General features: G+C 46.1%; 9 protein-coding genes. 4 read left to right on the forward strand and 5 right to left on the reverse strand.

Translation table 11 applies throughout. The annotated features are described in order from the left end of the window. Position 1 precedes the first annotated feature (1 nt). From VC182_RS02470 to VC182_RS02480, 3 genes are all read left to right on the forward strand, one after another. Positions 2-3,133 carry an efflux RND transporter permease subunit gene (locus VC182_RS02470; RefSeq protein ID WP_323484386.1) on the forward strand — a complete coding sequence of 1,044 codons (3,132 nt, stop codon included), beginning with the start codon at positions 2-4 and terminating at the stop codon, positions 3,131-3,133. Positions 3,134-3,226: 93 nt separating this feature from the next. Further along, entirely contained in the window at positions 3,227-4,543 is a 1,317-nt protein-coding gene (locus VC182_RS02475; protein WP_323484387.1) for a lipase family protein, read from the forward strand. A gap of 165 nt (positions 4,544-4,708) precedes the next feature. Further along, on the forward strand, positions 4,709-5,662 hold the full coding sequence (locus VC182_RS02480; RefSeq protein WP_216156934.1) for an alpha/beta fold hydrolase: 954 nt from the start codon (positions 4,709-4,711) through the stop codon (positions 5,660-5,662). A 109-nt stretch (positions 5,663-5,771) separates the two neighbouring features. Here the strand turns inward: VC182_RS02480 and VC182_RS02485 are convergent, their stop codons facing one another. Genes VC182_RS02485 through VC182_RS02505 form a run of 5 tightly spaced genes read right to left on the reverse strand, consistent with a single transcriptional unit; the run spans position 5,772 to position 12,879 of the window. Further along, entirely contained in the window at positions 5,772-6,563 is a 792-nt protein-coding gene (locus VC182_RS02485) for a hypothetical protein (RefSeq protein ID WP_216156931.1), read from the reverse strand. A 49-nt stretch (positions 6,564-6,612) separates the two neighbouring features. Beyond that, the gene (locus VC182_RS02490; protein ID WP_323484388.1) at positions 6,613-8,751 is read right to left on the reverse strand and encodes a M3 family metallopeptidase; all 2,139 of its coding nucleotides are present in this window, start codon (positions 8,749-8,751) and stop codon (positions 6,613-6,615) included. Between the two features lie 52 nt (positions 8,752-8,803). After that, positions 8,804-9,658 (reverse strand): bifunctional methylenetetrahydrofolate dehydrogenase/methenyltetrahydrofolate cyclohydrolase FolD, encoded by an 855-nt coding sequence (gene folD, locus VC182_RS02495; RefSeq protein WP_072582209.1) that lies wholly within the window; start codon positions 9,656-9,658, stop codon positions 8,804-8,806. Positions 9,659-9,673: 15 nt separating this feature from the next. Further along, the gene (locus tag VC182_RS02500; RefSeq protein ID WP_072582210.1) at positions 9,674-10,321 is read right to left on the reverse strand and encodes a response regulator transcription factor; all 648 of its coding nucleotides are present in this window, start codon (positions 10,319-10,321) and stop codon (positions 9,674-9,676) included. A 35-nt stretch (positions 10,322-10,356) separates the two neighbouring features. Then, positions 10,357-12,879 carry a PAS domain S-box protein gene (locus VC182_RS02505; protein ID WP_323484389.1) on the reverse strand — a complete coding sequence of 841 codons (2,523 nt, stop codon included), beginning with the start codon at positions 12,877-12,879 and terminating at the stop codon, positions 10,357-10,359. Between the two features lie 205 nt (positions 12,880-13,084). On the opposite strand from VC182_RS02505, the gene aceE reads away from it, so the two are divergent. Next, entirely contained in the window at positions 13,085-15,781 is a 2,697-nt protein-coding gene (aceE, locus tag VC182_RS02510) for a pyruvate dehydrogenase (acetyl-transferring), homodimeric type (protein WP_323484390.1), read from the forward strand. Positions 15,782-15,792 lie beyond the last annotated feature (11 nt).

A 15,792-nucleotide genomic window follows, 5' to 3' on the forward strand; every position in this document is an offset into this window, starting at 1 on the left:
CATGCTCTCTAAATTTTTTATCGAACGGCCGGTACTGGCCAATGTGATTGCTCTAGTCATGCTATTGATTGGAGCAGTGTCCATTAATAGTTTGCCGATCGCTCAGTACCCAAATATCGTTCCACCCACGATTCAGGTAACAGCACGATATCCAGGTGCAAGCGCCACGCTTGTACAGCAATTAGTAGCGAGTAATATTGAAACTCAAGTGAATGGTGTTGATGGCATGCTCTACATGGAGTCTGCATCCACCAATGACGGAAACTATACCCTCACCGTGACTTTTAAGGTTGGTACGAACCCTGATTTAGCTCAGGTCAATGTACAAAACCGAGTGGCTATTGCACTCCCCTCCTTGCCGCAGGCAGTTCAAAAGCAGGGCGTCACTACTAAGACGCAATCGACTGCCATTCTGCAGTTCGTTACCCTCACTTCATCCAATCCAGATCATGACGGCCTATTTTTAAGTAACTTGGCAAACCTCAAGTTGCAGCAACGTTTAGCGCGATTACCAGGTGTAGCGGCTGCCAATGTATTTGGTGTGGGTAATTACAGTATGCGAGTTTGGCTTGATCCTGCCCAACTCAAGATGCGCAATCTGACGCCAAACGATGTCATTGCCGTTATTAATAAGCAAAACGTCTTGCTAACAGCAGGTCAAATTGGCGCCCCGCCCACACCGATGGGTCAAGATTTTCAGTTAACGCTTAATGTTACCAGCGCCATGACAACCCCTGAGCAGTTCGGCAGAATTGTTGTCAAGGCTGGTAACAAGGCTGAAATCACGTACTTGCGTGATATCGCTAGAATAGAAATGGGTAGTCAGAACTACAGTCAATTCTTCAAGATTGATGACAGGCCTGCAGGTGGCATAGCCATTTACCAAATGCCGGGTGCCAATGCGATTGCTACTGCACAAGCGGTTCAGGATGAGATGAAGAGTATTGCCAAGATACTTCCAAAGGAAGTTACTTGGGCTATTCCGTTTGACACCACGATGTTTGTGAAGGCCTCTATTCATGAGGTTTATAAAACGCTTTACGAGGCGGGCATCTTAGTTCTTCTCGTAATCATGATTTTCTTGCAGAACTGGCGCGCCACATTGGTGCCTGCAACAACGGTGCCTGTCACGATTATTGGTGCGTTTGCTTGTATGGCCGCACTGGGCTTCTCTATCAACTTGCTGACCTTGTTCGCGATCGTTTTATGTATCGGTATTGTTGTAGATGATGCGATTGTGGTGGTTGAAGCGGTTTCTAAGAAGGTAGAAGAGGGTGAAGACCCCAAGCAGGGTGCAATTGATGCTATGACTGCTTTGATGGGTCCAATTATTGGTATTACCTTAGTATTAATGGCCGTGTTTATTCCAGCCTCGTTTATTGCTGGTATTACTGGACAAATGTATCGGCAGTTTGCTTTGGTGATTGCAGCAACTGCTTTGATTAGCGGCATTAATGCGATTACTCTGAAGCCAACCCAGTCAGCGCAGTATCTCAAGCCGATTGACCCTAACAAGGTTAAAAATAAGCTCTATCAAAAATTTGATTTGTATTTCAACCGCCTAGCAACTTGGTATGGACACAAGATTGAAGGCTTGATGAAGAATCGAGCTAAAGCATCGACGGTGGGCATTGCGATTATTGCCGCCTCTCTCATCGGCTTGATGTTTGTGCCATCTGGCTTTATTCCAAACGAAGACCAAGGCTACTTGGTGGTTTCAACTACCTTGCCTGATGCAGCTTCTTTGCAGCGGACTGAGGATGGGATGAAAAAAGCAGTTGATGTCATTAAGAAGGTTCCTGGTGTTGATACGGTTGTGGTGATCGGTGGCATTAATTTGCTGAACAACAGTAGTTCCCAATCCAATGCGGGTGGCTTATACGTCATTATGAAGAAGTGGGAAGAGCGAGGCAAGGGCCAGAGCCTCAAAGAAATTTATATGAATATGAACGAAGGGCTTAAGCAGGTTCAAGAGCTAAAATCCTTCGTGCTCTTACCGCCAGCCATTCCAGGTTTGGGTCTATCGGGTGGTTTTGAGATGAGACTGATGTTGACGGATGGTAGCAATAATTTTGCTAAGTTAGATGCCGCTGCTAAGACCTTTATTGCTGAGGCGCAAAAGCATCCAGAGATCATGGCGATCTTTACGCCATTTCAAAACAATGTGCCGCAGTTGCAACTGAGCTTCAATGTAGGCAGGGCCGAAACTTTTGGGGTTGATATTGGGGATGCTTACGATGTATTGCAATCCTATCTTGGGTCCTCTTACGTCAATCAATTCTTCAAATATGGCCAAACCTACCAAGTGTATGTTCAAGCTGATGGTAAATACCGCAATGCTGTAGAGCAGGTGAATCGACTCTATGTCAAGAATAAGAGTGGCAATATGGTTCCGCTTGGATCCTTCATTGATGTCAAAGACACTACTGGACCTGCGTTTGCTTCACAGTTCCAGCTTTATCCTTCTGCTGCCGTTCTAGGTGCTGCCAATGATGGCTATAGCTCTGGACAGGCGATGAAGGTGCTAGCGCAGGTAGCCGCCAAGACTTTGCCAGATGGGGTCGCGTACCAGTGGGCTGGCATGTCTTATCAAGAAGATTTGGTAGGAAACACCGTAATCTTAATCTTTGCGCTATCGATCTTGTTGGTGTACTTAGTGCTCGCAGCGCAATATGAAACTTGGATAGCGCCGCTAGCTGTTTTGACTGCAGTGCCACTTTCTTTATCGGGTACGGTATTGGCCTTATTGCTTACGGGCCTATCAAATAACATTTATGTGCAGATTGGCCTGGTGTTAATGATTGCGCTCTCATGTAAAAACTCTATTTTGATTGTTGAGGTGGCTATTGAGTGCAGACATAAGGGCATGAGTTTTGTTGATGCTGCTTTAGAGGCTTCAAGAGAACGTTTTAGGCCAATTGTGATGACATCGATTGCCTTTATTTTGGGTGTCATGCCCTTGCTTCTATCTACCGGTGCGGGTGCAGCAGCGCGTATCTCCTTAGGCATTACCGTATTTAGCGGCATGATTGCCTCTACCTGCCTTGCAGTGGCATTAGTGCCAGTCTTCTACGTTGAAATCGAAACCTTCTTTGAGCGCCGCGCGAACAAGAAAGCGACCAAGGGTCAGTAATATAAACGAAGCAAATAGGATGTATTGCTGCCCACTCGATCTTACTTAATGATATTTTTGGATCCTAACTTACCCATTTAAGCTATGAAAAAAATGACTCCTATTTCCACTTTGATTTTAATGCTCGGCACTGCTTTAAGTATTCTTTCTACTGCCGTATATGCTGATCCGCCTGTTCCTCCTTTTTATGATGAGGTTATCAAAATGAGTCCCGATGGTAAGCTCGGACAAATTCTGAAAAAGGAAAAAATTAAGACGTCTGTTAAGGGTGCTCAAGCTTGGAAGATTGCCTACGTCACATCTGATGTTGGCGGGCGTAAGCATCTTGCTACTGGCTTGGTAGTAGCCCCGATTGGCACTCCACCGAAAGAGGGTAGGCCTATCATGGCTTGGGGGCATGGGACTACTGGCGCCGCACAAAATTGCGGCCCTTCACAAGTTCTTAATCCAACAGCACCCCTCAATGAATACTTTTTAGTTGGCGGAAATTCTTGGACGGATTACGGCATCCCTAGTATTGAAGAATTTATCAAATACGGATATGTAGTAGTTGCAACGGATTACCAAGGCCTGGGTAGTGGAGGCGAGCATCAATATGCTTTAGCGGCAACCAATGCCATGGATATGATTGATTCGGCTAGAGCTGCTAGTGCCTTAAAGGAGGCTGGCGCCGGTAAGAAGACGATTATCTATGGTTGGTCGCAGGGTGGTGGCGCTGTAGTTGCTGCAGCAAGCATGCCAGAATACATCTCCAAAAAGGGAACAATTGCCGATGGCATTGAGCTCGTTGGCGTGGTTGCCTTGGCTCCAGATGATATTGCCATCATGATGCCCAATTCAACAGTAGATGAAGTGAACGCACAAAAATCATTAAGTGGAATCGTTAAGATGTTCACTGACAATGTTTTTGATTTTTCACATATGGCAATGAGTATGTGGGGTGTGAGGGCTGGTAATCCAAATCTAAAACTCACCGATATCTTTACAACTGACGGCGCTAAAGTGCTGGATGAGGTTATCCGAAACAAATGTATGCATGCTGTGGCAGATACACTGAATTTCAATTACAGCAGCCAATACAAAACATTATTAAAAGATCAATTCACCAATTCTCTTGACTGGACAAAAGCCATGGTCAAGGGCAGCGTGAATCCTGAAAAACCTATTGCACCGGTAGTGATCTATTGGGGTAATAAGGACACCACGAATCCCCCAATCATGGGTAAGCTCTATCAGGAGCAAATGTGTAAATTAGGGGGCAATGTTAATAGGGTTGAGTTGCCAGGCGACAACACTCACTTCACAACCCCCGGATCTTCCAAGCAGTTCTACCTACCCTGGATTAAAGATCGCTTGGCCGGCAAGCCTGCTATAAATAATTGCGCACAGGCAGCTCAGTTAGCAAGTTAAAAGATTCTTGGCGATATAAAAAACCACCTTCGGGTGGTTTTTCTTTGACTGTCAAATAATGCGCCAATGTGATACTTGACCAAGGTCGAGTAATGAGACATTCTCGATTAGCGCTATATTGAAATGCTAGTATGACTCTTTAAAACCAATCCAACCTAGGACCTTATGACAGCTCTTAATAGCTCCCTAAGCGTTTTGACTACCGCTTTAATGCGAGGCATTTATTTAACGGTTGCCATACTTTTTATTTTTTTAAGCCTCAGCATTCCAGTGCAAGCCCAAGAAAAACCTGAGGTTAAGTATGCCCAAGTAGGAGATGTGAAATTAGCCTACTACCTAAAAGGCAAAGGTGATCCCATGATCCTCATCATGGGCTATGCCGCCACCATGAGCGCTTGGGATCCAGCCCTGCTCGGTGAGTTGTCAAAGAATAACCAGCTGATCATTTTTGATAACCGCGGCGCTGGACTTTCTACCGACACTAAAGAAAACTACACAACCATTCCGCAAATGGCAGATGATGCCGCAGGCTTGGTGAAGGCCCTGGGTTTTAAAAAGGTAAACGTATTCTCGTGGTCAATGGGTGCACGAATTGGTCAGCAGCTTGTTATCAAACACCCAGAGCTAGTCAATAAAGTCATTCTGTGCGCCCCAAATCCCGGCGGAAAATATCAGATTGCTATTGATAAGAAGGTTGGGGAGGAGTTGAATAATCCGAGTCTTTCTCCTATGGAGAATTTCGAGTTGTTGTTCCCAATTACGCCTGAAGGTAAAGCGGCCGCTAAGGTTGTATACGGGAGATTTATGGCAGCAAAAGCTGCGGGAACCATCCCTGATGATTTCGTAATTTCTAAAGAAGCTAAGGAACGCCAGGTTCGTGCTCGTATCACTCTCTGGAATGCTGATAATCAGAATTACCAGGATTTAAAGAAGATTAAAGTTCCCGTTCTAGTGGCTGACGGTCGTGAGGACATCATCGACAATCCAAAAAACTCAGTTGTGATTGCCAATCAAATTCCTTTTGCCTGGTTGGCTTTTTATGAGGGTGGCCATGCATTCTTATTTCAAAGCTATAAGAAGCTTTCTGAAACTGTGAATGTATTTCTCCAAAAAGACTAGTTAGGTCTGCATTGCTGAAGTTAAAAGCCACTTATTGAGTGGCTTTTTATTTGTCCTTCAAAGCCATTTGATGTTGCCGTCATGCAAATGGCACCTCAAGGTAAATTGCTTAATTCGTCTTCAGGTTATCAAGCATCTGCAATGTTTCTTGAAGTTTATGGGGTTCGACTCGATTCCAGCCACGGTATGGCGATACAGCGATAAATAAAAATATCACTGCAGTCACAATGCACAAAGAGGCTATAGATAAAGACACCTTCATTGCTTTAATGCTTCCCAGATGGACTATGCCCACTGATAACAGCAGCAAGAATGAGAAGACTGGTATGGATGGCCATTTTTTAAGGCTATCGTTATCGTATGCCAGTGATTGCCTAGCTTGCCGGTCATGGCGAATAGTACTAATGGCTGTCAGGAGCTGGCTTTCAATGCCGCTACGTTGATTGGGCTGATAGGCGATGTCACTAATGATTTTATTTAAAGCTAAAAATTCAGGCGTTGAAATTCCACGTTTACTGGCATCTCTGTTTTCCATAGCGGGCCATTCTTTTTCGATGACTGCGGTCAGATAGTTTTTCATTCCTGAAATTATTTTTACCTGATCCTTCGCAGGAAGGACTGTCGCCGTACTAATTATGGTCTCGACTGCAGTGGATTCGGTGATGACATTTGAGATGGCTGATTGATGATGCTCAAATGAGTAGCCTGCTAGAGTGGAGATCGCCAGACCGAAAATAAAGGAGGTAATGGAAAGAAAAGAGGGCACTACTGCATCTGAATCATGGAGCCATTGTGATATGGGCGAATCATTCAATGCCCAGTAAATTGCATAAGCTACGCCAGCTGTTATGAGCGTTGTTGCAACAATTAAAATTAGTAATTCAGTAGTGAAGAGGCTCATTGAATGCGTATAAATTAGTTATTTAGAATTGAAATCGCAAATCTCATTGTTAAGCGAGTCCACCATGTCTTAGCAGGGCATCGATACTTGGCTCTCTCCCTCTAAAGGCTTTAAAAGATTCAGCTGCAGGGCGACTGCCACCAACCTCTAAAATCTCTTCACGATAACGAGCACCTGTTTTCTCATCTAAGACGCTGCCAGTGAGTTTTGCTGCTTCCTCAAAGGCTGAGTAGACATCAGCAGATAACACTTCCGCCCACTTATAGCTGTAATAGCCAGCTGCATAACCACCAGCAAAGATGTGACTAAAGGTATTGATCCAACGAGAGATGGCTGGTTGTGGAATAACGTTAAATTGATCAGCAATCGCTCTGGAAAGGTCTAATACTGCGTGACCTTGAGCATTCTTCGCATCAAAGCTCGCATGTAAGCGCCAGTCGGTAAGAGACATCACGATCTGACGCAGAGTCATATAACCATTCTGGAAATTCTTGGCAGCAAGGATCTTGTCAAATAATTCACGTGGAAGAGGCTTGCCAGTTTCGGCATGTGCAGTCATCTTTTCCAATACTTCCCACTCCCAGCAGAAGTTTTCCATAAACTGACTTGGTAACTCTACCGCATCCCATTCAACACCATTGATACCTGAAACCCCTAAAGCGCTCACTTGAGTGAGAAGGTGGTGTAAACCATGGCCACTCTCATGGAAGAGGGTGATGACATCATCATGAGTAATGGTGGGTTGACGCAACACACCATCGACCTTGACTGGCGGCGCAAAGTTGCAAACCAAATAAGCAACAGGCACTTGGATTTCGCCATTAGGTAAAACTCTACGACCACGGGCATCATCCATCCAAGCCCCGCCACGCTTGCCAGGGCGAGCATAGGGATCCAGGTAGAAGTAGGCCACGATATTACCCTTGGCATTTTTCACTGAAAAGGATTGCACATCGGCATGCCAAGTTGGCAAATCTGCCGCTTCAATCTTGACGCCAAACAGAGTCTGAATAACTTGGAAGAGACCATCTAACACCTTAGGGAGAGGAAAGTATTGCTTGAGCTCATTCTCCGAAAAGGAATAGCGTTCTTGCTTCAATCTTTCGGATGCAAAAGCAACATCCCATGGCTCCAATCCATCAGCAATAGATAGCTCGGTCTTGGCAAACTGAGAAAGCTCTTGCCAATCTTTTAATGCAAATGGTTTTGCTTTCTGGGCGAAGTTGGTCAGAAAGGAGTCAACTTCATCAACGCTGCTGGCCATCTTCGGTGCCAAACTCAGTGCGGCATAGTTGTTGAAGCCTAGCATGTGAGCTTCCTCATCGCGCAGTCTTAACTGATCGAGCATGTTCTGAGTATTGTCCCAATCCAGTTTACCTTTGGCATATTGGGGTGCCAGTTCAGAAGCGCGGGTGACATAAGCTTCATACATCAAGCGACGCAGCGCCCGATTCTCTGAGTACTGCATGACTGGGTAGTAAGAGGGGAAGTGCAGAGTAAAGGCCCAGCCCTGGAGACTCTTCTGCTGGGCAGTATCTGCAGCAGCTGCAATAGCGTCCTCAGGCAAACCTACCAAATCAGCTTTATCAGTGATTAGATGAACAAAACCATCGGTAGCATCTAAGACATGGTCTGAAAATGCTTTACCTAAGGTTGCCTGCTCATCCTGAATTTGTGAAAAGCGGGGCTTATCTGCATCACTGAGTTCTGCGCCACCCAGACGAAAATCTCGCAAGGAGTTTTCAATGACTTTCTTTTGAGCTGCGCTGAGTTTTGAAAAGTCAGGCGCTTTGCTGAGTTCTTTAAACTTTTTGTAGAGCTCTAAATTTTGACCAAGGCTTGAGAAGAAAGCGGTGACCTTAGGTAGCATCTCGCCATAGGCAGCGCGCAACTCCGGGGTATCGGCAACGCCATTGAGATGGGATATCACGCCCCAAGACCTACCAAAAAATTCAGTAGCATCTTCTAGTGGTTCAGCGAGGGCATCCCAAGTAGATGGAGTGCTTGGATTGACTGCTACATCCACAGCATCTTGCGCTTGCTTGAGTAAATATTCAATCGCTGGTGCAATGTGCTCAGGCTTGACTTCGGCGTAGGCAGCAATGCCGCGCCCAAAAGTAGTCAGTGGATTATTTTGCAATTCTGCGGGGAGGGTGCTGCTCAGGAAGCTAGATGTGGATGTAGTCATCCCTCTAGCTTAATGGACTGGGAGCAATTTTGCCAAAAGTCCCAGTAATTCCTCAGAGCTTGGCGGCCTTTTCAGCAGCTTCCAAGGTATTCATGAGAAGCATGGTGATGGTCATCGGGCCAACACCACCTGGAACCGGGGTAATCCAACCGGCGATGTATTTAGCCGTATCAAAATCCACGTCGCCACAGAGTTTGCCATCAGGCAGGCGATTAATGCCCACATCAATGACAACTGCACCATTCTTCACCATGTCGCCGGTAATCATTTTGGGTTTACCGGTGGCAACCACCAAAATGTCAGCATCCTTGGTGTGATGTGCCAAGTCACGAGTCTTGCTATTGCAAATGGTGACCGTTGCTCCGGCTTGTAATAGCAGCATCGCCATTGGCTTACCCACGATATTGGAGGCACCAACAATCACAGCGCGAGCACCACGAATAGGGTAATCAATGCTTTCAAGAATCTTCATGCAGCCATAAGGGGTGCAAGGCTTGAATTCTGGTTGACCAACCATCAAGGCGCCAGCATTAGCCACATGAAAGCCATCCACATCTTTTTCTGGAGCAATCGCTTCTAGTACGCGCTCAGAGGCAATGTGCTCTGGTAGCGGGAGTTGCACCAAGATCCCGTGTATTGCAGGATCCGCATTGAGAGTGGCAATACGCGCGAGTAATTCTTCTTCGCCAAGTTCTACAGAATAGCGCTCTAAAACAGAATGAAAGCCAACGTCTTCACAGGCTTTTACTTTGTTGCGAACATATACCGCGCTGGCAGGGTTGTCGCCAACCACGATGACTGCTAAACCAGGTCTGGTGCCTTTGGCGGTGACGATTGCACCACGTGCAGCAATTTCCGTACGTAGTTTTTTAGAAAGGGCGTTTCCGTCTAATAATTGAGCTGGCATAGAAAACCCCGGTAATTAATTAGGCTGGGGATCAGACAAAGCCAGGCGGAGTAGGTCGGCAACTGTGTTGACGTTGAGCTTTTCCATGATGTTGGCGCGGTGTGCTTCAACAGTCTTAATAGAAATACCGAGGTCATCAGCAATTTGTTTATTCAAACGGCCTGCAACAATGCGCTCTAGAACCTGACGCTCACGACCAGTTAACTTGCTGAGTAAGCTCTGGGTAATTTTGCGTTGGCTGGCTTGTGAATAATCGATGCGCGCTTTAGCAAGCATGCGATCCACTAAACCACAAAGATCATTTTCTTTAAAAGGTTTTTCAATGAAATCCACTGCGCCACGCTTCATCGTGGAGACGGCCATCGATACATCGCCGTGACCAGTAATGAATGCAACTGGCATTGGTAGGTTTTCGCTGGTTAAGCGCTCTTGCAATTCAAGGCCTGACATCCCAGGCATGCGCACATCCAAAATGGCGCAAGAGATGGTTGACTTATCGGTGCTTTGCAAAGACTGTAAGAAACGTTCGGCGCTGGCATGGCACCGTACAACATAACCATTGCTTTCTAAGAGCCACGTAAGCGAATCTCTTACCGCTTCGTCATCATCCACTACATAGACAACTTCAGCTTGGTTTGGTTTTGCAGTAGCGCTTAAGTTCATATCAGTTCTCGTGAGGTGAATCTATAAATTCGAAGTTAAACAGTAGCCTCGGATCCAGGGGATTCCAGTGGTAGAAGTATTGTAAAGGTGCAGCCAGCCAGCTTGGTCTGTTCTGAGTCTTGGACATTGGTAGCCCAAAGCCTGCCATGGTGAGATTCAATAATGGAGCGGCAAATATTGAGCCCCATACCCATTCCATCGGACTTTGTGCTGAAAAACGGCTCAAATATGCGTTCCAGGACGTTTTCCGAGATTCCGTCCCCAGCATCGGTAACCTGGATTCTGAGCATGGCCGGGAAGATGCTGGTGTCTAAATCTGCACTAATCCGAACTGGCGGGGCTGACCAACGGGAGGAAAGGGGGTAAGCCTCGCGGACGCTATCTAAGGCGTTTTTAAGAAGATTGACTACTACCTGCAGGATCAGGACTGGATCCAGGTTAACTACGGGCAGATTTTCGGCAATTTCCGAGCTAATGACTAAGCGATGGCGGTGGGCTTCAATTTCAACCAAGCCAACTGCATCATTAATAATTTCAGTGATGTTTGCCGCTTTACGTTGAGGCTCACTGCGTTTTACAAAACCTCGAATGCGCTGAATGATGGTGCCGGCTCGATGGGCTTGCTCAGAAGCTTTTTCTAGAGCTGGCAAAATTTCTTTGGTCAGGATAGGATCTAGGTGCCCATCTAAACGCTTAGCAACACCCATGCAGTAGTTTGATATAGCTGAAAGAGGTTGGTTTAGTTCATGAGCTAAAGAGGATGCCATTTCACCCATTGTGGTGAGACGACTGGTGAACTGCATACGCTCTTGTTGTTGTAGTGCCAAATCATCTGCTTCTTTACGAGCGGTAATGTCAGTGGCAATCAATAGCTGCGCAAGATGTCCATCTACCCACGGGATATAACGACGTCTAACTTCAAACCATTGATTATTGTCATCGCCTAGCTGAACTTCTTCTGACTCTGACTCTTGATATAAAAATGGCGTTGGAATTCCAGGGGGAGAATCCTCAAGATCTTCTGCAATATCTCGCATCGTCGTGTTGCTGGTATCGCTGCCCGCTAATTGGAAGTGACCTTTAGAGTTGTCACCAAAGCGCTCCCGATAAAAACGATTGGCAAATAGCAGGGCGTTAGTCTCTAGCGAGACCACCGACACAGCGGCATCTAGACTTTCTAGAACGGTAGTGAAGCGATCTTGAGAGGCAGCTAATTCTTCGCGAATCTTTTTAGGTTCGGAAATATCAATTAATGAAGTAACCCAACCAGTCTGCTTGCCTTTTTCATTAATCAGCGGGGCAATAAAGGTGCGGGTCTGTATCAAGGAGCCGTCTTTCTTTAAGATCACTCCTTCGATGCCGACCCTCATGACAACGCTGATGTCGGACTTCATTGCCCGATTCATTTTCTCAACAAGCTCATCTCTTCTGCTATCTGGCCAGAATGGAAAGGGCGGAGTGAGACCTATTAACTCATCTGATGTCCAGCCTGCCATTTCGCAAAATGCTCGATTCACATATGTAATCCGCTTTTGCATATCATGCGCACGAATACCCACAGGGGTGGAGTCTTCCATTGCATTACGAAAGCTGGTTTCTTTGCGCAGGCTTGCTTCAGCCTCTTGGCGTACTTGCATTTGCTTTAGTACAGACCACAAACTCCAAACTACGAATGCGCTTAATCCAATCACGACGCCAATTAACATCCTGAAGGTGAGGTTGGTTGGCGGAGGATAGGTATCTATGCGTAAATTAATGTTGGGGCTTAAGACCCCAATATCTAAGCTTGTCTGATTGCTAAATGCTCTTTTAGGGGTATCTCTATCGGAAGAGATGCCTAAAACTCTTTCATTGTCAGTGAGCAAGGTAAAGCGGTAATGGGATTTGAGGTCGCTTGGTAGAGCATCCAATATTCCTTGAGTCGTATAGAGTGCCGCCAAGAATCCAACAACTTCTCCGCCAACGATATTGGGCACCACTTGCCAAAGAACGATTTTTCTATCCGTGGAGATCGGTGCATCACCCGGTAAATTTAAGGAAACAAACTGGCTAAAAGCTGCTCGACTAGTTACTCGGCTAAGCTCGATAGTTGATGCAAGACTAGAATTAATGAGCTGATCATTTTGAGTTTTGCTAATCCAATCCGATTTGTTACTTTCAGCAGGAGCTGCCCATAGCCGCTGATTTTGATTATTTAGCCAAATGATTTTGACGATCTCATGGTTATTTAAAACAAGATCTTCTGCTTGCTCGCGCGCAATTTGTCTGAGCTTCAATTGATCTTCGCTTGCAGCCATTTCTCGATTAATCGTTGTTAATGCATCAAGGTTGCTGGCGAAACGAGATTGAATACGCTGTTTGGCAAATGACAGCTCTCTAAATAGGGCAGCCTCTTGCTGATTCTTTTCTTGTAAATGCAGCGTTCCCAAAATAATGCCCATGACTGCTGTAAACAGAACAATGGCTAAAAGCGGGGTGTAAACAATCCTAAATCCACGTATTTTGCGGAGCCACCTAAGGGGGCTAAGGACTAGGCTGGAAAATGCTGTTTTTCTCATGAATACAGAGCATTTTGCCTTATTTGCCCTTCCAAAAAGCCAATTCTGACCGTTTTATAGCTTCTTATTTGCACCGCAATAAAATACCACATTATGAGAAATATTATCATTATGTGGAAAATTGCTTGTTTACACCCATATACCTTCCTAGAATATTGCCTATAAAGTTGATGACAAATTAAGCACTATTTAATGGAGACAAAAGATGGCAGCAGTTCCAGACCAAGTATTAGGTAAACAGAACACTCAGGATGCGGATCCTGGTGAGACACAGGAATGGTTACAAGCGCTCGATGGCGTGATTCGTAACGAAGGTCCTGAGAGAGCTGCCTATCTCATCGATCAACAAATTTCTCATGCTCGTGTAAACGGAGTGGTGCAGCCATTCCATGCTGAGACTCCTTATATCAATACTATTCCTGTTGAAAATCAAGCGCGTTTGCCTGGCGATCAAAATGTGGAGCATCGTATTCGTTCATACACTCGCTGGAATGCCATGGCGATGGTGCTTCGTGCCAACAAAGACACAAACGTTGGTGGACACATTTCATCGTTCCAGTCTGCAGCTACTTTGTATGACGTTGGCTTTAATCATTTCTGGCACGCACCGTCGCCTGAGAATGGTGGCGATTTGATATTTGTTCAAGGGCACTCTGCTCCCGGCGTCTATGCACGTGCTTATATGTTGGGCCGTCTCGAAGAAGGTCAGCTCAACAACTTCCGCCAAGAAGTTGGCGGTAAAGGCATCTCTAGTTATCCACATCCTTGGTTGATGCCAGACTTCTGGCAGTTCCCAACCGTATCGATGGGCTTGGGCCCGATCATGGCGATTTACCAAGCGCGCTTTATGAAGTACCTAACAGACCGCGGCTTCATTCAAGAGCAAGGCCGTAAAGTTTGGGCATTCTTGGGCGATGGCGAAACCGACGAACCAGAATCCTTGGGTGCGATTGGTATGGCCGGTCGTGAAAAACTCGATAACCTGATTTTCGTAATTAACTGTAACTTGCAGCGTCTAGACGGACCAGTGCGCGGCAACGGCAGCATCATTCAAGAGCTTGAGAGCGAGTTCCGCGGTGCCGGCTGGAATGTGATCAAAGTAGTGTGGGGCGGTCAGTGGGACGCTCTCTTTGCGCGCGACAAAAAAGGTATTTTGATGCAACGCTTAGGCGAGATCGTTGACGGCCAGTATCAGACTATGAAGTCTAAGAACGGCAGCTACGTTCGCGAGATCGTTTTCAATACTCCAGAATTAAAGGCTTTAGTAAGTGACTGGAGTGATGATGAAATTTGGCAACTGAATCGCGGTGGCCATGATCCCCATAAAGTTTATGCAGCATTCCATGCGGCAGTAAATCACAAGAATCAACCTACAGTGATCCTAGCCCACACCATTAAAGGTTATGGCATGGGCGGCTCAGGTGAGGCGATGAATATTGCCCACCAAGCGAAGAAGATGAACGATGACGATGTGCGTCGCTTCCGTGATCGCTTTGAGATTCCCGTTAAAGATGAAGAGTTGGACGAAATGCCTTTGGTCAAGTTTGCCGAAGGTAGCCCGGAATTAGAGTACATGAAGGCGCGTCGTCAAGAGTTGGGTGGTTACTTGCCGCAACGTCGCACTAAAGCGGAGAGCTTGCCAGTTCCTGCTTTAGAAGTATTTGCTCCATTGCTTGAGGCAACTACTGAAGGCCGTGAGATTTCTACAACTATGGCATTTGTGCGCATACTCAATACAGTAGTGCGCGATAAGGTGTTGGGTAAACGGGTGGTACCGATTGTTCCTGACGAGTCCCGCACCTTTGGTATGGAAGGCATGTTCCGCCAATTAGGAATCTGGAATCAATTAGGCCAACTTTACACACCAGAAGATCATGATCAATTGATGTTCTATAAAGAGGACAAGACCGGTCAAATTCTGCAAGAGGGTATCAATGAAGCGGGTGGTATGTGCGACTGGATCGCTGCCGCAACTTCGTACTCCACACATGGTGTGCCCATGTTGCCTTTCTATATCTTCTACTCTATGTTTGGTTTCCAGCGTATCGGTGACTTAGCCTGGGCTGCAGGAGATATGCGTAGTCGTGGTTTCTTGCTAGGCGGTACGGCCGGTAGAACCACCTTGAACGGCGAAGGCTTACAGCACGAAGATGGCCATAGTCATCTGTGGAGTGGTGCGGTTCCCAACTGCATCAGCTACGACCCAACCTTCTCATTTGAATTGGCTGTAGTGATTCAGGATGGCATGCGTCGAATGTTGGAAGTTCAGGAAGATGTTTACTACTACGTTACTTTGATGAATGAAAACTATTCACACCCAGCAATGCCTAAGGGTGCGGAGAAAGACATCATCAAGGGTATGTACAAGCTCAAGTCTGTTGGTGACGACAAGGCAAAACTACGTGTACAACTCCTAGGTTCGGGAACGATCTTCCGTGAAGTGATTGAAGCGGCAGAGATTCTGCATAAAGACTGGGGTATTGCTTCAGATTTGTGGGGTTGCCCAAGCTTTACTGAACTAGGTCGTGATTGGACTGCAGTTCACCGTAGCAATCTATTGAATCCAAGTGCTGCACCAGCCTTATCTCACGTAGAAAAATGCCTGAAAGATACTACAGGCCCAATCGTTGCTGCTACCGACTATGTTCGTCTATTTGCTGAGCAGATTCGTCCAGCAATTCAGCATATGGGTCGCCGTTATGAAGTATTGGGTACTGATGGCTTTGGTCGTTCTGATACTCGTGAAAAACTCCGTGACTTCTTTGAAGTAGATCGTCGTTGGGTTGTTCTCACTGCCTTGAGATCTTTGGTTGACGCTGGTCAGCTTGATCGCTCTAAGTTGGCTGAGGCGATCAAGAAGTACAACATCGATACTACTAAACCAAACCCAATGACGGTTTGATAAGAGACAAA

This window comes from Polynucleobacter sp. AP-Nickl1-40-C4 (genome assembly GCF_035012665.1).
Taxonomy (GTDB): Bacteria; Pseudomonadota; Gammaproteobacteria; order Burkholderiales; family Burkholderiaceae; genus Polynucleobacter.